The sequence below is a fragment of the Paludisphaera mucosa genome (assembly GCF_029589435.1).
GTDB classification, from domain to species: Bacteria; Planctomycetota; Planctomycetia; order Isosphaerales; family Isosphaeraceae; genus Paludisphaera; species Paludisphaera mucosa.
In genome coordinates, this window is record NZ_JARRAG010000002.1 from 3,889,239 (window position 1) to 3,908,642 (window position 19,404).

The following is a 19,404-nucleotide window of genomic DNA, read 5'->3' on the forward strand; positions in this document are numbered from 1 at the left end:
GCGTCGCCGAGACGGCTCGGGCCGTCCGATTCTAGGTGCCCGCCGGGGCGCCATCAAGGGCCGCGTCGCCCCGCGGCCTCCCGCCGTTGCGGGGGGCGGCGGCGTCTGGCAAGATGGGGACGCCCAACGACGGGCCCGCCTTCCACCCTCCACAGAAGTGAAACATCGATGTCGCTGCTTCGCACGGGGTCGCATCGTACGGTCCCCTTCCTGATGCTCCTGGTCGGCCTCGCCCTGATCGGGTCGCAGGCATACCAGGCGGCCGGCCCGGACGCGGCGCAGTTCGCCGTGAAGGGGTCGCTGCAAAAGCTGCTGCTCCAGATCCCCGCGGGGATCGTCGCAGTAATCGTCGCGTCGCGGCTGATCGACTGCGACTTCGGGCCGATCACCGTCGTCGCCCTGAAGCTCGCCGGGATCATGGTGCTGGCCGAGGGGGTCGGCTGCTGGGTCCCCTTCCCGTTCTTCAGCGCCATGGCCGAGCTGGCCGTGATGGTGGTCGGCTTTTTCTGGCTGTTCGAGCTGGGCAAATGGGAGACGTATCTCGTCGTCCTCCTGAACCTGGCGGCGATCTTCGGGGCGCGCTACCTCGTCGACCAGTACATGAGCCCGTCCCACCCCTACTGGATCACGAACGAGCGGCCCCGACAGGGGCGACGACGCTGAACCGGCCCCGGCCCCGCGAGACGTCCCACCCGGGCCTTCGAACGAAACCCCAGGAGCGCTTCGATGACGGAGACGGCGGCGACGGGAACGGGGACCGGCCCACGATGGGGGATCTTCGCCCTCGGGGTGCTGTGCGCGGCGGCGGGCGTGGCCGGCTCGGCCCTCTTCCTGCCGCGTCAGAGCCTCTGGAACGACGAGGCGACCCAGATGTCGGGGTTGACCCTCGACCCGATCGCGCTGGTCCGCTGGCTGGCGAACCTGGACGAGCACGAATTCGGCGTGGCCGAGGATCGCATGCCCCCCCTGAGCTACTGGGTCGGCTGGGCCTGGTCGCGGGTCTTCGGCCTGACCGAGACGTCGATGCGGATCATGGGGGTCACGCTCAAGGCGCTGGCGACGCTCCTGGTCTTCGCGGCCGGACGCCGGACGTGGGGGACGGCGTCGGGGGCGGCCGCGGCGCTCCTGTTCGGGCTCGCGCCCAACGTCGTGGTGGCGTCGGTCGAGATCCGCGCCTATCCGCTCTTCATGCTGACCTCGGCCGGCCTGTTCTACTGCACGACGCGGCTGCTGGACGAGCCGGCGGAGCGTCAGCCGCGGTGGCTCGCGGGCATGACGGCCTGCGCGATCGCCGGGATCTTCACCCATTTCTTCGGGCTGGTGGCGGCGGGCGGGGCGTTCCTGGCCGCGCTCGTGATCGCGCCGAGGCGGGGGGGGCGGCTGGCCCCGATCCTGGCGGCGTGCGCGGTCGTGGCCCTGGCCACCGGGGGGGTCGCGCCGTTCGTCATGGCGTCGGTGAACATGACCGACAGCAAGCCCGAGTTCGGCACCCTCCGCAACGTCGCCCGGTTCATCTACCGTCTGGTCTTCCACGCGTCGATGCGGCCGAGCCTGGCGGCGACGCTGGCGGCGGCGGCCGGATTCGCGCTGGCGGGCCTCGCCTGCCTCGCCCCCGCGGGCCGCGGCCGCGACGCGCGGAACGGGCTGCTGATCGCCGGGGTCTCGGGGATCCTCGTCGTCGTGGCGGCGTCTCGATACGCCTCGTTCAACACCCTGGCGACGCATTACAGCTCCTGGATCCAACCCGTGCTGGCCCTTCTGCTCGGCTCCGGGCTGGCCGCCGCGCGGCCCTGGGCCCGGCGGGCGAGCCTGGTCGGCGTCGCCGCGATGCTCGGGGCCGTCCTGTACGGCGATTACACGCTGGCGACCCGCGGCGACGCCTTCGCGCACACCGGGTTCGCCCTGGTCGACGGCGCGGTCCGCCGCTTCGGCCCGGAGCACACGGTCGTCGTCTATGACGAGGTGGGCAACCCCTGGGACGTCTACGCGCCGCTGCGAGCCCGATACGGCGGCCGGCCGCCCCAGTTCGTCCTGACGGGGGAGGAGGGCGGGCGCATCCGCCTCGTCGACTATCCCAAAAAGCTCATGGAGACCGACCTGGCGTCGATCCCCGGCGAATACCTGATCGTCGTCCGCTGGCTCAATCGCAGCTCGGACGAGGTCGTCGAGCAGCTCAACGGCGGCTACCGCGAGATCGGCGACGGCGCGGCGTCGCGCTTCCTGAAGAGTTCGCCGGACTGGACCCTCGTCGAGGAGGGCGTCGCGCTGGCCTACGTCGCCGAGGAGATCGACGTCTTCCGCCGCAAGTCGACCGCGCCGGCCCCGGCGGCGAGCGGAGCCGATCGATGAGGACCCTGATCGACGGCCACCTCGACCTGGCCTGGAACGCCCTGGGATGGGACCGGGACGTCACGCTCGACCTCGACGCCCTCAACGGCCGCGAGGCGAAGCTCACGGACCATCCCGCCCGGGGCCGGGCGACGACCACCCTGCCCGAGATGCGCCGGGGGGGAGTCGCCGTCTGCCAGGCGACCGTGCTCTGCCGCGCCAAGGCCGTCAGCCGCTGGGACGAGTTCGCCCAGGGGCCGCCCCGGGCGAACCTCGATTGGTGCAACCAGGATATCGCCTCGGCCGCGGCCCGGGGCCAGCTCGCCTACTACGAGCGGCTGGAGCGCCGGGGGCTCTTGCGGCCGATCCGCACCCGATCCGAGCTGGACGACCACTGGTCGCGATGGGATGCGGACCCGGCGACGACCCCGATCGGCTTCATCCTGGCGATGGAGGGGTGCGACCCGATCGTCGAGCCCGACCGCGCGGACGAATGGTGGGACCTCGGCCTCCGCTCGGCGAACCTCGCGCACTACGGGGCGAGCCGATACGCCGTGGGCACCGGCGGGGAGGGCCCGCTGACGCCCGCCGGCCGGGAGCTCCTCCGCGAGTTCGAGCGGCTGGGGATGATCCTCGACGTCACCCACCTCTCCGACGAGGGCTTCTTCCAGGCGCTCGACGCCTTCTCGGGCCCGGTCCTGGCCAGCCACAACAACTGCCGGGCCCTGGTGCCCGCCCAGCGGCAGTTCTCCGACGAGCAGCTCAAGCTGCTGATCGCCCGCGACGCGGTCGTCGGCGTGGCGCTCGACGCCTGGATGCTCCATCCCGGCTGGGTCCGGCATGAAACCTCTCGGTCGGTCGTCGGGCTCGAGGCGCTGGTCGACCATATCGACCACGTCTGCCAGCTCGCCGGCGACGACCGGCACGTCGCGATCGGCAGCGACCTCGACGGCGGCTTCGGCACCGAGCAGACCCCGACCGGCCTCGATCGGATCTCCGACCTCCAGAAGCTCGACGCCCTGCTCGCCGCCCGGGGCTACGCCGACGCCGCGATCGACGCGGTCTTCCACGGCAACTGGCTCCGTTTCTTCCGCGAGCATCTGCCCGCCTGAACGCCGCGAACCGTCCTCGTCGATCGCGACGTCTTGGTATGATGGATCGTGCGGAGCGATCCCGGATGGCGGCGGAGCGACCAGCGGTGGCCGAGGTCACGTGGAACGAGCGCGCGTGGTGCGAGCAGGCTCGCGCCCTGGCCCGGAAGGGCGACGACGGGGCGGGGGAGCCCGTGCGCGCCGCGCGGCTGGGTCGGATGCTGGCCCACGTCGAGGCCGGCTGGCGGATCCGCGGGACGTTCGACGGCCATTCGGGCGATCCCGGCGGCGACCGGATCCGCCGCTCGGTGGTCCGCGGCCTGGCCGACCTCCGCCGCGCCGTCGACGACCTGCTCGCGAAGGTCGAGCCCGACGGCGAGGCCGAGCGGCTGGCCGCGGCCAAGCTCCGCGAGTGGATCGCCCGCGAGCGGTCGACGCTCCAGGCCGTGCTGACGAACCCGCAGGTCGACCCGTTCCGCCGCCTCCTCAGCCTGGACGCGATTCGGGGCGACCTCGAATGGTTCGGCCTGCTGCTCGACCGCCTGGAGGGCGATCCGGGGCCCGGACCCGCGGCCTGGCTCGAGGTCGAGCTGGCCAAGGTCCGCCGCCTGCTGGAAGACGAGCCCCGCCGCCCCAAGGCGCGCGCCCGCCGCGCGGCGCTGCGGGCGCGCTGCGAGCGGATGCGCGGAATCCTGCTGGAGCGTCGCGTCCGCAAGGAACTCGACGCCGCACTGGAGGAGGCCGCGCCCGAGCGGCTGGCCGCGGTCCGCAACAAGCTGTCGAGGCTCCAGGCCCGCGTCGGGGCCCTGGAGCCGGTCGCCGACGCGGCGGACGACTCGGCGTCCGACTCCGGCTCCCACCCGACCATCGACCCCGACGTCGAGCGGCCCGGCGACGACCCCGTCGCCTGGACGAAGGCCCTCGCGGCCCGGCGCGCGGAGGTCGCCGAGCGGATCGACGAGAGCCTGCTCGCCATGCCCCCCGCGCAGGCCTCGGCCGCCTGCGCGCGGATCGTCCAGGGCGCGCGCGACGAGCTGGCCGAGATGATCGCCTTCCTCCAGGACGCCCCGATGCGGCGGGCGGTCCTCCGCCTGGAGACGGCCGAGGAGGACATGGATCGGCTGACGGCGACGATGCAGACCCTCCGCCGCGCCGGCCGCCGCGCCCCGGAGGAGAGGCGGCCCACCTCCGAGGACTGCCGACGCCTGGACGACGCCCTCGGCGACGTCCGCCGGCTCCACGGCACGATCCGCGGCGAGTGGCAGGAGAAGCTGCTCACGTTCCGGCTCCAGAACCTGCTGGGCCGCCGCGGCGCGACGCTGCTGGACAACGTCGTCCTCGCCCTGATCATCGCCCTGTCCCTGCTGATCGTGGGCGAGACGCTCCTCGACCGCTCGGGCGGCCTGTCGCATTCACGACTCGCCCTCTTCGCCTGGCTCGACCTGGCCGTCTGCTCGGGCCTGATGGCCGAGTTCCTGCTGAAGTGGACCCTCGCGCCGGCGCGCGGGGTCTACTTCGTGCAGCACTTCGTGATCGACTTCCTGGCGTCGCTGCCGTTCGGCTTCCTCGCCTTCGTGATGGACGAGCAGCTCTCGCCGGGCGGCGAGCAGACGCTCTGGCTCCTGCGCTACCTGCGGTTCGCCCGGATCCTGGAGATCCTCTTCTTCCTCCGCCTGGCGATGCCCGTCGTCAGGCTGGCGAGGCTGGCGCTCTTCGCGCTGAGGCTGAGCGACCGCCTGGTGCGGCGGAACGCCGGGCTCCTGAACCGCAACGTGATCCTGTTCGAGCCGAATCAGACGAACCGCGCCGAGTCGAGCGACCGCCACCGCCTGGCGTTGCTCCGCGGCGAGGTCCAGGCCGCCGAATCGAACCTCGGCCGCCGGCTCCATCGCGAGCAGCAGGACGCCCTGGCGGCGCGGCGGCTCTCCGACCTGGCCGTCCGCCTCGGTTTCCTCCCCGACCGCCAGATCGAGCCCCTGAGCGAGCATCGCGACGGCCGCGAGATCCCCGTCGAGGCGCTCGTCGAGCGGCTGATCCAGCTCACGCCCGAGACCCTGGTCGACCGCATGGGCCAGACTTTCGTCGCCTCGGTCGACGGCTACCTCCGGGTGCTCGACGCCCCGATCGTGCGTCGGCTGCCGCTGATCCGCAGCCTGGTCGCCCACCGCGAGAAGTCGCCGGCCGAGGCCGTGGCGCTGGCGGCGAACTACGTCGGCTACGCCGTCCAGCGCGGGCTGGACCTGATCTACTTCCTGGCCGACCTTCAGGCGACGCTCTCGCCGGCCATCTTCCTCGACCGCCTGGGGCTGACGCTGGTCAACGCGACCCGCACGCCGGCCAAGCGGCTGCTCTGGCTGGGGACGCTCTTCCTCGTCCTCTTCGTGACGGTCAACGTCGTCGGCTTCCTGAGCGCCTTCCGGCCGTTCGTCGACGGCGTACAGCAGAAGCTGGGCTGGCCGGTGATCGTCCTCGGCTGCGTCTGCCTGGGCTTCTGGTCGCTGGGATCCTGGCTGCGGCGGATCGCCAACCAGTCGGCCGACTTCTGCGAGCGGCTCGTCGAGGCCCAGTTCGCCGCCCAGACGAAGACGTTCAAGGCCCGCCGCAGCGAGCAAGACGCCCGGTTCCTCGCCGAGCGGGTCGTCGACCCCGAGATCGCCCTGCGGTCGTCCGACGACCACGTCCCCGGGCTCTACCGCGACGTCCCCACCGCCGCCGCCGACGTCGAGGCGATCTTCGTCAGCCCCCAGACCCGGTTCGCCAACCGCGAGCTGTCGTTCCTGCGGAACATCCGCCTCCTCTACCAGGACTACCTCGACGGCTCGCCGTTCCATCGCAGCGACGTCAAGACGTCGGTCCAGCTCCTGGGCAACCTCGCCCTGACGAACCTGCGGCGGAGCCGGATCGAGTCCCTCCTCGGCGAGAACCGGGCGCTGGGGCGGCTCGACATGAGCCGGGCGGGGGGGCTGCTGGGCGGGCCCTACCTCTGGTTCAACTACATCACGCGGATCATCGTCCAGGAGACGGCCGTCTTGCTCCTGGACTACAACACCCACGCCGTCCCGCTCGACCGCCTGGCGTGCTCGTCGCCGGGGGCCCGGCGGGCCTTCCAGGAGTGGCTGGGCAAGCGGCTGCGGATCGCCCCCGACGAGGTCCGCCTGCCCGCGCCCAACGTCGCCGAGTCGTCGCCGGCTCCCGAGCCGCCGCAGGCCCCCCGCGCCGCGCGGCGGTTCGAGGCCTCCGCGTTCCTGGAGACGGTCGAGTTCACCGCGATCGACTTCCTGGCCGAGGACGCCGGCCGCGACGCCGAGATCCTCGAACGGTTCGGCCCCCAGGTCGCGCAGCTCGTCCGCCGCGACCGCCAGCAGAACGTCCGCCGGGCCTTCTGGAGCTTCCCGCTCCAGGAGCTGCCGCTCGCCCAGCGCACGATCAACCCCTACGCCTTCTACGAGAGCCGGCTCTCGGGCGGGCGGATCGCCTTCTTCCCGTTCGTCGTGGCCGCGGCCTTCTTCAAGAGCGTCTGGGTCGCCGTCCGGGGCGTGTACGACGGCGTCCACGAGATCCTCAACCCCCAGGTGATCCGCGAGCGCGACGTCCCGGCCGACGCCTACGCCGCCGCGCACCGCAAGATCCACCGGATGCGCAAGCCGGTGTTCATGGGGTCGCTCTGGCTCCGGGCCCGGCTCGACGTCGAGTACCTGGGCCTGCAGCTGCCGACCGCGCCGGCGGTCCTGGGCTTCGACTCGACGATGGAGGCCGACCTCGACTTCATCGGGGCCTCGCGCAAGGACCGGATCGTCGCCGAGCGGATCCGCCGCGACCACCAGCGCCGGCTGGCCTGGACGGCCCGCTGGCTGGCGCGGTTCGGCTGGACGTTCGACGAGCTGCCGGCGTTCCTCTCGCGCGAGGTCCCCTTCCTGGCGAACCGGGCGAGCGAGGCCCTGCGGGCGCTCGTCTCGGCCTGCGTCCTCGACCACGACGACCTCGCCACCCTCGGCCAGTCGATCGAGGCGATCACCGCCCTCGCGGCCTACGCGGCCGATCCCGCCTCGGACCTGAGGCGGCTGCCGCCCGGCCTGCCCGACCCGGTGGTCAACCCGCGTCGCCTCTGGCGGCCCGTCCCGCGCCAGGGGCCGGCCTTCCGGCGGCTGTTCGACCTGCCGGCCTTCGCCGCCTACGACCCGGCCGCCCGCAAGCGGATCGTCGCCTTCCTCCGCCGCCACCGCCGCGTGACCCGGGGATGGTACCGCGTCGTCATGGGCCAGGGGGGGGCCGACCCCTGGGCCGAGGTCCGCGCGCGGCTCCACGAGGTCCTGCTCAAGACCGACCTCTGGAGCGACCAGATCCTGATCCTCCGCTCGGTGCAGACTCTGACCATGCTCGACGTCCACCACAACTGCGAGCTGGTCTGGTCCCTCGGCGGCTACGAGGATCCCGAGCCCGACGAGCCCCCCTCGGCACCCCGGTCGGGCCCCGCCGCCACCGCCGCTGGCCCCGGCTCGGCCCCCGACTGGTGGTCCGACCGCCCCGACGCCGAACGCGAGCGCGTCGCCTCCGACGCCTGAACCGGCCGTCAGCCCTGCGCCGTCATCGCCGCGACGAGGCGGTCGTTGGCGGCGTCCCAGCGGTAGCCGGCGGCGATCGAGCGGCCGGCCTCGACGCGACGGGCCCGCTCGTCGGCCCGGTCGAGCAGGTCGCGGATCGCGCCGGCGATCGCCGTCTCGTCCTCCGGGTCGAAGTACCAGCCGGCCTCGCCGCCGATCTCGGGGAGCGCGGTCGAGTCGGCCAGGGCGACGGGCGTCCCCTGGGCCATGGCCTCGACGGCCGGGATGCCGAAGCTCTCGCAGAGCGACGGGAAGACCAGGGCCGCCGCCTCGGCGTACGCGGCGCGGAGGGTCTCGCCCTGGCGGTAGCCGGGGAGCCGGACCGCGGCCTTCGGGCCCAGGCCGGCGATCGCCTCGCGGAGCGTCCGCTCCTCGTCCGGGATCCCGGAGCCCAGCAGCACCAGCGCCAGCTCGCCGGCTGCTACTTCTTTTAAATGAGCCGCGGCGCGGATCAGCCGGATCAGGTTCTTGCGGGGCTGGAAGTTGGCGACCGACAACAGATAGGGAAGCCCAGCCGGCAGCCCGAGGTCCTCGCGGATCCGCTCGCGATCGGCCGCGGGGCAGGGCTCGAAGAAGAGGTCGTCGGCCGCGTTGGGGACGTAGGCCACCTTCCCCGTGCAATCCGGGACGGCCTCCAGCAGCCGGGCGGTGTTGAACTCCGAGACCGACAGCACCAGGTCGGCCTTTTTGAAAGCCGTCGTCGTGTTCTTGCGGAGCCGCTCCGAGCCGAACTGAAAGCCCTGCAGGACGTCGTGGCTGGTCACGGCGACGCGGGCCTTGAGGGTCCGGACGCGGAACTCGGCCGGGCAGTAGACCCAGTCGGTCGGCCCGGAAAGCCATTCCATGGGGGGCAGGGGGGCGACGCGCCACCAGCGCAGGAGGTCGCGGGTGCGGACCGGCAGCTCGCGGCGGGGGGTCGTCCCCAGGCCCTGCCAGTAGGCGCGGCCTTCCGGCGCGGCGATCTTGCCGGAGACGACCTTCAGGGCGACGTCGGGCCGCGCGGCGAGGCGCTCGAGCTGGGCCAGGGCGTGCCGGGTGACGCCGGTCGGGGCGTAGCACGCGTTCATGTCGTAGAGCCAGGCGACCCGGATCAAGCGACGCTCCATCGTGTCTTGGGAGGGGGGGCGTTCCTGCCGCGGCGATGGTACGGGCGGAGGAAACATCGTGTCAATCGCCTTGACACCACCCTCACGACCGGTACACTAAATGCTTTGGCTCGGGATAGACCGCCTCAATCCGGCCGGGGAGCGTCGTCCGAAAGTTCGTTTCGGGCCGACACGTCGCGGGTTCCGAGGATCCGCCCGCCTCGCGGCGATTCGGTCGCACCTGGCCGTCGCGGCCGACGGCCGCCACCAGGACCAAGACAGGGACGACAGGGAAACGACGAAGACATGCCGACCATCAATCAGCTCGTTCGCAAGCCGCGCCGGCCCTATCAGTACAAGACGAAGTCCCCGGTGCTCGAGGGTTGCCCGTTCAAGCGGGGCGTCTGCCTGCAGGTCAAGACGATGACCCCGAAGAAGCCGAACTCGGCCCTCCGCAAGGTGGCCCGCGTCCGGCTCTCCAACGGCAAGGAGATCACCGCCTACATCGGCGGCGAGGGGCACAACCTGCAGGAGCACTCGATCGTGCTGATCCGCGGCGGTCGCGTCCGCGACCTCCCGGGCGTCCGCTACCACATCGTCCGCGGCGTGCTCGACTGCCAGGGCGTTGCCGACCGCAAGCAGGCCCGTTCCAAGTACGGCGCCCAGAAGAAGAAGGCCGGAGCGCCCGCCAAGGGCGGAGCCAAGAAGAAGTAAGTCGAACCCCTCGCCCCGGAACGCTCTGAGCCACCGCTCGCGCCGGGTCGACGGAACCGTTCCCGAACCTCGTGCCCTTTTCCCGCAGGATCGACATTCATGGCCCGCAAGTTCACGGCGAGCAAGACCCACCTCAGGCCCGATCCGCGGTTCGGATCGAAACTGGCCGGCAAGTTCATCAACTGCGTGATGCACAACGGCAAGAAGAGCGTCGCCCAGCGCATCTTCTACGATGCCATCGAGCTGATCCAGAAGCGTCTGCCCAACGACGAGCCGATCGACGTCTTCACCCGCGCGGTCGAGAACGTCAAGCCGATCATCGAGGTCCGCTCGAAGCGCGTCGGCGGCGCCACCTACCAGGTCCCGATGCAGGTCAACAAGACCCGTCAGCAGACCCTGGCCATCCGCTGGATCCTCATGGCCGCCCGCGAGAAGAAGGGCCGCCCGATGGCCGTCAAGCTCGCCGACGAGCTGGTCGCCGCGTTCAACCGCGAGGGCAACGCCGTCACCCGCCGCGAGAACGTCCACCGCATGGCCGAGGCCAACAAGGCCTTCGCCCACTTCGCCTGGTAATCCCCCTCGGCGACGAATCAATGAAGGCCGCCGACGCGATCCACGTTTCGCGTCGGCGGCCTTTCGCGTTTCGAACCGCTCCCCGCTGCACCTTTCAGTGCCGCAGGGCGACGGGGATTCGAATCTCGCCGAGATCGAGCCGGCCAGCCCCCCAGGGGTGGATCGGGTTGCATCCCACCCGGAAATCGGGCGGGGCCGATGAGGCGGGCCAAGGCCGGATTTCATAGTCCTCGCCGACGAGAAGCGGCGGCGACGAAAAGCGGCCCGCGTGGTCGGTGGACGTGAGCCCGCCGACCACCCGATCCAATCGCCCCCAGCGACCGACCTGAGTCCGCCGCAACCAAAGCATTTTCATCGCCGGCCGGGGGTTGCGCGCTCCATCGACGACGACTCCCACGACCCTCGCCGTGGGGCGGACGACGATCGTAACCTCCGACGTTTCGGGGGCGACGACGATGCTCGTCGCCATCGAGCCGTCGCGATTCGTGACGTAGAGGGCCTGTTCGAAACGATCGACCTCGACGCAGAACCGTCCGTCGCGGCCGGTTGTCACGAATCGAGTCGGCTCCGGACCGATCTCGACGACCGCTCCCGCGACCGTTCCGCCCGCCTCATCGGCGACCCGGCCGACGAGGAGCCGTCGCTTGGGGCGGTCGAGGTGATGGTCGCGAACCTCCTCGGCCTGACCCGAGATCTGCAAGATCTCGCCGGGCGGACGTGAGTCGAAGGTCAGCCGATAGTTTCCTGGGCCGACATTGAGCGCGTACCGTCCGTCGGCGTCGGTCCTCGCGCCGACGATTGGTGAGCCCGGCCGGATCCGAACTTCGCCGATCCCCACCGGCGGGGGGAGAGAGCCGATGTCCTCGCTGGCCGAGACGGCCACGCCCGATGCGGGGCCGCGTTCAGGGCCCAACGTCACCCGGCCTCGGATCACCGTACCCCGTGCGAGCTTGAAGTCGATCCCGTTGACGAGCGCCCCCGCCTTCAGCTCGACGCCCTCAAGGGAGGGAGCGGCCCACGTCTCGTGCTCGACCCAGATGCAATAGCTCTCGCCCGGCGGGACGTTCATCGCGTAGACCCCGTCCGCGGCCGTACGAGCCCAGCCCGACCCGTGGTTGTGATCCCACCCCGAACCCACCGCCCGGACCGTGAGCCCGCGCGCGGGGGAGCCGTCGGGGAGTGCGACGCGGCCCCGGACCGGGACCATGCGGTGCACGAACCGCTCGACCGAGGTTTCTCCTTCGGGGTCGATCTCGATCGATCGCCGGGAGAGCGAACCATCAGCCGGGTAGAACACTGTCCGCGAGGGCGACGTCGGGAGCCAGTCGAAGACGGCGACGCCGTCCGGCCCCGTGGTCGCCTCCATCAGACGGCTTCGGAAGTTGATGAGGGAGCGGCGCGAGTCGCTTCGAAGGCTGGGGACGAACAACGGGACGTCCGCCAGGGGGCCCGCTTCGCCTAAAAGTCGGATCTTGACCGTCCAGGGCTCGCGGAGTTCGAGCGTGACGGATTCCTGGAGTTCTGCGGCGGGCACGCCCTGCGGCGTGGCCACGTTGAGGAGGTCGCCGAACTCCACGTAATCGAATCCTTCGCCGCCCTTGCGGGCGACGACCCACTGGACGCGGGCATCCGTGGGAAGGAGGAGCCGGGCCCGGCCGGCGGAGTCGGTCTCGGCGTGGGCGACCACGCAACGATCGGAGACGGCCTCGACCATCGCCCCGCCGACGGGCCCCCCGACCGTCTCCACGCGGACGTCCAGCGTCCCGCCCGGGCTTACCACGATCCGAGCCGGGTCGACCTGCGGGGCGTGGAGAGGAGAACGCGCGTAGACGTGCTTGCCGACGCGACGGCCGTCCGGGGAGAGGACGAGGACGCCCAGGCTGTCGACCGGCCGCATCGCGAACGAGCCGTCCGGACCGGTCAGCCCCCGGCGCTCGTCCGAACCGTAGGCGTTGAGCAAGACTTCGGCCCCCGCCACGGGCCGTCCGGCCTCGTCGACCACGACGCCGCGGACGGTTTCCTCGTCGCTCGCTTCGGGCTTCGACGACTCGGCCAGGAACGAAGCGGGTTCGTTCGGACGCGCGGCGTGGCCCCAGCCGAGCCCTGAGCCCAGGGCGAGGGCCCCCGCGGCGCATGCGGCCATCGCGAGCCATTTCCATCGGGAGGGGGCGAGCATGGCGAGGACTCCTTCGGCCAGGGAGGCGACGGCCTCCGAGACCGTCCCGGGGACCGCGCCGTTCCGGGTTGCATTCAAGGCGAGTCGCAGGGCCGAGTCGGGCAGGGGGGACGCCTTGGAGGGGGAGGCCAGGACCGCGCCGAGCAGGCCGACGGCCAGGCCGCGGCGGGCGAGGCGGTCGCGCAGCAGCGATCTCCCCCGCGCCAGGCGGCTCGACAGCGTCCCTTCGGCCAGGCCGAGTCGTTCGGCGGCGTCGCGACGCGGCAGGCCGTCCAGCTCGCAGAGGCGGATCGCCTCGCGGAACCGCGCGGGCAGCCGGTCGAGTTCCTCGTCGAGGATCGACTTCAGCTCGAACAGGTCGGGGTCCGGAGCGTCCGCGGCGCGACCGACGTCGAGCGCGATCCCCTCGCGGGCCCGGATCCGGGCCGATCGCACGCGGACCTCGCGGCCGGTCCGCACGGCCACGACCCGGAGCCAGCCGCCTATGTCTTCCACCCCCCGGATCGCCCCGGCCTTGCGCGCCAGGACGAGGAAGACGGCCTGGAACGCGTCGTCGACGTCGGCCGACGCTCCCAGCATCCGCCGACAGGTGGCGAGCACCATCGGCCCGTGGCGCTGGACGATCGCCGCGAAGGCGTCTTCGCGATCCACCCCGTCGAGGCTCGCGAACCGCTCCAGGAGCCGGCCGTCGCTCAACGACCCGACCGAGCCCGTCGCGTACAGGGACCCGATCCGCCGGACCGTGCCGTCCTCCGACGTCCTCTGCATCCTGAGCGCCCCCGGGGCCCGTTCGACGTCTGCTCTACCTCTTCTAGGGGCGCGAACCGCCCCGCGCGTCCCCCGATGCGGGAAAATTTCGAGAGAGGCCGTCTCGATCTCCCCATTCGGGGCAAGGTCCCTCTTGGAGGATTACGCCTGCACCGCGGAATTCGCCCCTTCGGCGGCCGGCCGCAAACTCACCGGAGACGAAAAAACCGCACGCGATTTCGAGAGACGAGACGATCGAAAAGTCGCAAGTCCAATAAATAAAACATCTTGCGTCTACATTGAATCGGCTTGGTTCGCGCACGAAGCCAATTCGAAGCCGATCCCGCGTCAGGGGAGTTTCGGCGAAGGCCCGCCGGGCGGTTCGGACCATCTGGGGAGATTTTCCTGGAGCCGCAGGCGGACGGCGGGCGCGAGCTTCTTGTCCGCGTGGGGGGTAAGGGCGTCGAGCCGGAGGGCTTCGCGGGCCTCCTCGGCGGCGTCGGGGAACATGGAGATCTCGGCGCTCGCCTCGGCGAGCCGGGCGTGGAGCGAGGCGTTGGTGGGGTAGAGCCGCGAGGCCGTGCGGGTGGCCTCGACGATGCTCGCCTGGAGGGGGATGATCTCGCGGGGCGAGAGCCTCTGGCCCAGGCGCTTCAGCAGGTCGCGCGTGATCGCCGCCCGCTCGCTGTGCAGGCTCCAGACGTCGGGGCTCCGCGGCGGCGAGGCGGCCTTCAAGAGCAGCGTAGGGATGGTCTTCCAGCGCAGGTCTTCGGCCTTCGCACCCCGGGCCTCCCATGCGAGCGACTGCAGGTAGGCGTGCCCCAGCCAGGGGCGGACGTTGTAGTGGTCGAGCGCCTCGGCGATCTGGTAGGCGGCCTCGGCCCGGTCGAAGTCGGGCGGCATCCGCCCCAGCGCCGACTCGGCCCGCGCGACGGCGGCCTCGGACTTCCAGAAAGGGATCGTCGCCCCCAGGTAGGAGCCCACAAGCGCGGCCCAGGCGATCGCCAGGGCCCCGCCGGGGATCCGGCTCTCGACGACCCGCAGGCGGCCGCTCGGCCGGCCGTCGATCAAGTTGAGCCCCAGGGCGAGGCTCCCCCAGAGGTTCATCGCGATGGCGGGGTAGGAGATCCCCCCGGCCGCCAGCAGGTCGATCGTGACCGCCGCCGCCGCCGCCCCCAGGCCGAAGGCCGGGACCGACGCCGACCGCCAGAGCGGCAGCAGGAGCGCCGCGGACAGGACCCAGAAGACGACCAGGATCAGCCAGCGGATCAGCAGGTCTTCCATGAACAGGTTCATCTGCCCCAGGATCAGGACCATCGCCAGCCCCAGGCCCGACGCGATCAGCGGCCACATCGGGCGATCGGCGGGGGCCTGTTCGGTTTCGTCGTCACTCCTGAGCAGGAACCCGAGCCCGGTGCCGACCGCCGCGACGAGCGCGAGGAAGGCCCAGAAACCGGCCGTGGCCCAGACTTCCAGGAACAGGTTGTGGGGGTCCTGGATCTCCTCGCTGGCCTGGGGGAGCTTGTAGAGGACGTAGTGCGCCCCGAAGTTCCCCGGGCCGACGCCTCGCCAGAAGTTCGCCGCGCCGAGGGCGCCGCCCGGAGTCGAAGCCCCCTCGCCGATCATCGCCCAGGTCGCCCGCCAGTACTCCAGCCTATAACGCATCGACAGGCTCGATTGCGTCAGGACCTGCAGGTCGAGCCGGCCGGTCGCCAGGCCGCCGACGATCAGGGCGGCGACGACCAGCGCGCCGGCCGCCCCCAGCCCCAGCAGCAACCGCCTGGGCAAGAGTCGCCGCGCGCCCCAAGCGAGGATCGCCGTCGCGACCATCAGGCCCAGCCAGGCGCTCCGACTCTTGGTCAGCACCAGGCAGACGAGGAGGAGCATCCCCGGGACGGCCGCGGCGAGGACCGCAGGCCAGCGCGAATCCCCGGCGGCGGGCCGGCGGGCCAGGTTCCGGAGCGTCATGGCCAGGATCAGGACGAGCGGGCCGACGAGCAGCCCGGCGAGCGAGTTCGCCAGGCCGAAGGTCCCGAAGACCTCGTTCGACTGGAGGACGCGGTTCTCCAGGGCCTGCCGGCGGGGGGCGTCCGCCGGGTCGGGGCTCCCCGGGGCTCCGATCTGGCGTTCGATGGCCGCCGGGTCTCGGCGGAAGGCGGCCTGGAGCTGGGGGATCTCGACGGCCCCCTGGTAGATCCCGTACCCCGCCACGGCCGCCGCCGTGACGACCATCCCCAGGGCCAGCACGCTCGACTCGCCCCGAGTGCGGGGGAGCCAGCGGAGCAGGAGGTAGGCGACCCCCATGGCCGCCCATTCCCACGCCAGGTTGACGCCGATCCGCCAGTCGACGGCGCGCCGCGAGCTGAGGGCGGTCAGGAACATGAGGGCGGCGACGGCCGCGTCGGTCCAGGCGAACCGGAAGGCGAACCGGCCGGTCAGGAACGACGGCGCCAACGCCAGGGCGGCGACGAGGAAGACGGCCAGGTCCCAGCCCAGGCCCGCGGCGGCGCCCTCCTTGGGGGCGGGCTCGCTGGGCCAGTAGGCGCGGGCGGCGATCAGGGCCGCGAGCAGGCCCAGGGCCAGGCGGCGGAGGCGCTCGGCCCAGAGGGCCGCTTCGGACTCGAAGCCCGCGTGGTCAGGGCCGATCTGCGGGGTCGTCGACCCCTCCCGGCGATCGCCCCGTCCCTGCAGCGAGGGACCCGGCGGTTTCGAGCCGCGACTGGCCAAGACTCCGCTCCGTTCCTGTTCCCGATCCCGTCCCCGACAGCTCCAGGATCGCGACGATCCCCAGCAGGCAGCCGGTCTGCGCCAGCACGACGGCCGCGCCCCAGGCGTCGAGCCGGTGGAGCAGCAGCGCCCCCAGGCCGCACGCCAGGGTGACCAGGTCAATCGTCCAGACCGCCTGCGGCGGCGTCAAGCCGCGGCCGACCAGCCGGTGCGAGAAATGGCGGCGGTCGGGCTGGAACGGGCTCCGCCCCTCGCTCAGCCGGATCAGGATCACCGACGTCATGTCGTACAGCGGCACCGCCATCACCAATAGCGGCGTCAGCACCCCGAACGGCGACGCCCGCCCCCCCTGGAAGAAGTTCCCGGCCACGGTCATCGAGCCCAGCAGGAACCCCAGGAAGTTGCTGCCGGCGTCGCCCATGTACAGCCGCGCGGGGGCGTGGTTGTGGACCAGGAAGCCGGCCAGCGCGCCGACCAAAATCAGCAGCACCGCGGGCGCGAACAGGCCCCCCACCGCCGCCTGCGCCGCGCCGAACAGGAAGGCCGCGATCAGGCCCACGCCGGCCGCCAGGCCGTCCATGTTGTCGAGCATGTTGAAGGCGTTGGTCATGGCCACGATCCAGAGGGTCGTGACCGCGCCGCCGATCAGGGGATGCGTGAACGGCCCGAAGAGCGTCACCCGCACCCCCGCCGCCGCCACGACCGCCGCGCAGGCGACCTGGATCGCCAGCCGTGGCTTCCAGCTCAGGCTGACGCGGTCGTCGATGAAGCCCACGACCATCATGATCGTCGCCAGGCCCAGGATCAGCGCCAGCTCGCCGGCCCGCTCCCGCAGGCCGTTGGCGTGGCGCGCCACGCCAACGGGCAGGCTGTCGCCGCTGAGCAGGACGACGGCACCGCACGCGCCCAGGACGAGGACGACCGCCAGCCAGATCGCCACGCCCCCGCCCAGGGGCACCGGCGCCGCGTGCCCCTTGTGGCCCCCCGGCCGGTCCAGCAGCCCCCATCGCGGGGCCATCCGCCGCGCCACCCCGCCGAAGCCCGCGCACAGCACGAACGCCGCCGCGGCCAGGACCGAGCCGAACGTCATCAACAGGCGGAGGTCGTCGGTCATGGGGCGGCACCGTGGAGGCGTCGGGGCGAACGAGGGGGGCCATCAAGGCGGAAGAGGCGTGGAGTGCGGGACGGACGGGACGCTTCGAACTCCGACGGGTCTCGGGCTCGTCTCCCCCTCATCCGGCCCTCCGGGCCACCTTCCCCCGCGAAGGGGGAAGGGCGTCGGTTCAGGATTCCGACTTCGGACGATCCTCGTCCCGGGTCGGCCGGAGGAGCCAGAGGCGGACGGTCAGGCAGGCGACGAGGCAGGCCGAGAACAGGACGAGGAGGACCGCCGCCCCGGCCCACTCGACGGGGCGGTCGGGCGGCCAGCCCCGGCGCTCGCCGCCGGCGAGCAGCAGGGCCAGGCCGAACGGGCCGGCGAACGACACCAGCGTCATCGCGCCGAGCAGGACGTACGCGGACCGCAGCGCCGGGGCCGCGGGCCGGTTCGGGGGCGGCTCGGTCATGACGACTTCGCGGCTTCGCGCTTCGAGCGGTTGACGAGGCACGTGTTGTGGTGCTTCTCCTCGGCGGCCTTCAGCTCGGCCAGGATCGAGTCGCCGGCGGTCTCCAGGGGGAGGCTCTGGGCCTCGGTCTCGTGCCGCCACTTGATCTCGATCTTGCCCTCCTTCAGCCCGCGCTCGCCGATGACGACCCGCAGCGGGACGCCGATCAGGTCGACGTCCTTGAACTTGAACCCCGGGCGCTGGTCGCGGTCGTCGAGGATCACGTCATAGCCGGCGGCGACGAGCTTCTTCTCGATCGACTCGGCCGCGGCCATGACGGCCGCGTCCTTGACCGAGAGCGGCACGACGGCCACCTGGTACGGGGCCAGGTTCAGCGGCCAGATGATGCCGTTGGCGTCGTGGCCGGCCTCCACGGCCGCCGCGACGATCCGGTTCACGCCGATGCCGTAGCAGCCCATGATGATCGGGATCTCGACCCCCTTCTCGTCGAGGTACGAGGCCCCCATCGCCTTGGAATACTTCGTCCCCAGCTTGAAGACGTGGCCGATCTCCAGGCCCGCCTTCACGACCATCGCCGCGCCGCAGCGGGGGCAGGGGTCGCCGTCGTCGGCGTTGCGGAGGTCGGCCAGGCGGTCGAGCTTGAAGTCGCGGCCGGGGACGACGCCCGTCAGGTGGACGTCGACCTCGTTGCCGCCGACCACGATCGTCTCCATCGCCGCGACCGCCTTGTCGACGATCAGGGGGATTTGGATCGCGACCGGACCCAGGAACCCGATCGGGGCCCCCGTCGCCTTCTGGATCGAGTCGGCGTCGGCCGGGGCGAGGGTCGTCGCGCCAAAGGCCCGGCGGACCTTGGCCTCGTTGGCCTCGTGGTCGCCCCGAAGCAGGATCGCGACCGGCTTGCCGTCGGCGAGGTAGACCAGCAGCTTGCCCGAGGTCGGCTCGGCGACCTTGAGGAAGGCGCAGACGTCGCGGATCGTCTTCCGGCCCGGCGTCCGGACGGCCTCGTAGGCCGGGGCGTCGGCGGCGATCGTCCGGGCGGGGGCGTCGGCGACCGCGCCGACCTCGGCCTTCTCCTGGTTGGCCGCGTAGCCGCAGGCGAGGCACTGGATGACCTTGTCCTCGCCGGTGGAGCAGGGGACCATGAACTCGTGCGAGGCGTCGCCGCCGATCGGGCCCGACTCGGCCTCGACGACCACGTACGGCAGGCCGCAGCGGTCGAAGGTCCGGCAGTAGGCCTCGTACATGGCGTCGTAGCTGGCGTTGAGCTGGTCGACGTCGGCGTCGAAGCTGTACGCGTCCTTCATCAGGAACTCGCGGGTCCGGAGGATCCCGAACCGCGGCCGGGGCTCGTCGCGGAACTTGGTCTGGATCTGGTAGAGCGTGATCGGCAGCTGCTTGTACGAGCTGATCAGGTCGCGGACGAGGTCGGTGACGACTTCCTCGTGCGTGGGGCCGAGGGCCATGTGGTGGCCGCCGCTGATCGTCAGCTTCATCAGGAGGTCGCCGAAGGTCTCGAACCGGCCCGACTCCTTCCACAGCTCGATCGGCTGGAGGGCGGGCATCAGCAGTTCGAACGCGCCGGCGGCGTCCATCTCCTCGCGGATGATGGCCTCGGCCTTCTTCAGGACGCGCAGGCCCAGCGGCAGGTACGTATACGCCCCGGCCCCGAGCTGGCGGATCATGCCGGCCCGCATGAGCAGGATGTGGCTGGGCGCGACGGCGTCGGCCGGGGTTTCCTTGAGCGTCGGGATCAGGGCGCTGGACCACCGCACGGCGCGTACCTCCGGGAATCGG

At 71.8% G+C, this 19,404-nt stretch carries 12 protein-coding genes; 6 read left to right on the forward strand and 6 right to left on the reverse strand.

Features of this window, described 5'->3' with window-relative positions; all coding sequences use genetic code 11:
- Nucleotides 1–168: 168 nt before the first annotated feature.
- The 4 genes from PZE19_RS24725 to PZE19_RS24740 all read left to right on the forward strand — a co-directional run bounded on the left by PZE19_RS24725 (nucleotide 169) and on the right by PZE19_RS24740 (nucleotide 7,981).
- Nucleotides 169–663: a hypothetical protein gene (locus PZE19_RS24725; RefSeq protein ID WP_277863275.1), complete on the forward strand. Its 495-nt coding sequence runs from the start codon at nucleotides 169–171 to the stop codon at nucleotides 661–663.
- Nucleotides 664–726: 63 nt separating this feature from the next.
- The gene (locus PZE19_RS24730) at nucleotides 727–2,349 is read left to right on the forward strand and encodes a glycosyltransferase family 39 protein (protein ID WP_277863276.1); all 1,623 of its coding nucleotides are present in this window, start codon (nucleotides 727–729) and stop codon (nucleotides 2,347–2,349) included.
- Nucleotides 2,346–3,440, forward strand: coding sequence for a dipeptidase (locus tag PZE19_RS24735; RefSeq protein ID WP_277863277.1), 1,095 nt, complete (start codon nucleotides 2,346–2,348; stop codon nucleotides 3,438–3,440). Before PZE19_RS24730 ends, PZE19_RS24735 begins: the two co-directional genes overlap by 4 nt.
- Before the next feature lie 86 nt (nucleotides 3,441–3,526).
- Entirely contained in the window at nucleotides 3,527–7,981 is a 4,455-nt protein-coding gene (locus tag PZE19_RS24740) for an ion transporter (protein WP_277863278.1), read from the forward strand.
- 8 nt (nucleotides 7,982–7,989) lie between these two features.
- On the opposite strand, the gene PZE19_RS24745 is transcribed toward PZE19_RS24740, so the two are convergent.
- Entirely contained in the window at nucleotides 7,990–9,114 is a 1,125-nt protein-coding gene (locus PZE19_RS24745; protein WP_277863279.1) for a glycosyltransferase family 4 protein, read from the reverse strand.
- Nucleotides 9,115–9,411: 297 nt separating this feature from the next.
- Here PZE19_RS24745 and rpsL point away from each other — a divergent pair, with 297 nt between their 5' ends.
- The gene (gene rpsL / locus PZE19_RS24750) at nucleotides 9,412–9,819 is read left to right on the forward strand and encodes a 30S ribosomal protein S12 (protein WP_277863280.1); all 408 of its coding nucleotides are present in this window, start codon (nucleotides 9,412–9,414) and stop codon (nucleotides 9,817–9,819) included.
- 99 nt (nucleotides 9,820–9,918) lie between these two features.
- Nucleotides 9,919–10,392 (forward strand): 30S ribosomal protein S7, encoded by a 474-nt coding sequence (gene rpsG / locus PZE19_RS24755; RefSeq protein WP_277863281.1) that lies wholly within the window; start codon nucleotides 9,919–9,921, stop codon nucleotides 10,390–10,392.
- A gap of 94 nt (nucleotides 10,393–10,486) precedes the next feature.
- Here rpsG and PZE19_RS24760 read toward each other — a convergent pair whose 3' ends face one another.
- The 5 genes from PZE19_RS24760 to PZE19_RS24780 form a co-directional block, all read right to left on the reverse strand.
- Nucleotides 10,487–13,336 carry a sigma-70 family RNA polymerase sigma factor gene (locus PZE19_RS24760; RefSeq protein ID WP_277863282.1) on the reverse strand — a complete coding sequence of 950 codons (2,850 nt, stop codon included), beginning with the start codon at nucleotides 13,334–13,336 and terminating at the stop codon, nucleotides 10,487–10,489.
- A gap of 327 nt (nucleotides 13,337–13,663) precedes the next feature.
- The gene (locus PZE19_RS24765; RefSeq protein ID WP_277863283.1) at nucleotides 13,664–16,042 is read right to left on the reverse strand and encodes an O-antigen ligase family protein; all 2,379 of its coding nucleotides are present in this window, start codon (nucleotides 16,040–16,042) and stop codon (nucleotides 13,664–13,666) included.
- Nucleotides 15,951–17,156, reverse strand: a complete 1,206-nt coding sequence (locus tag PZE19_RS24770) for a glycosyltransferase family 4 protein (protein ID WP_277863284.1) — start codon at nucleotides 17,154–17,156, stop codon at nucleotides 15,951–15,953. Before PZE19_RS24770 ends, PZE19_RS24765 begins: the two co-directional genes overlap by 92 nt.
- A gap of 169 nt (nucleotides 17,157–17,325) precedes the next feature.
- Entirely contained in the window at nucleotides 17,326–17,607 is a 282-nt protein-coding gene (locus PZE19_RS24775; protein WP_277863285.1) for a hypothetical protein, read from the reverse strand.
- Nucleotides 17,604–19,382: a proline--tRNA ligase gene (locus PZE19_RS24780; protein WP_277863286.1), complete on the reverse strand. Its 1,779-nt coding sequence runs from the start codon at nucleotides 19,380–19,382 to the stop codon at nucleotides 17,604–17,606. Before PZE19_RS24780 ends, PZE19_RS24775 begins: the two co-directional genes overlap by 4 nt.
- Nucleotides 19,383–19,404 lie beyond the last annotated feature (22 nt).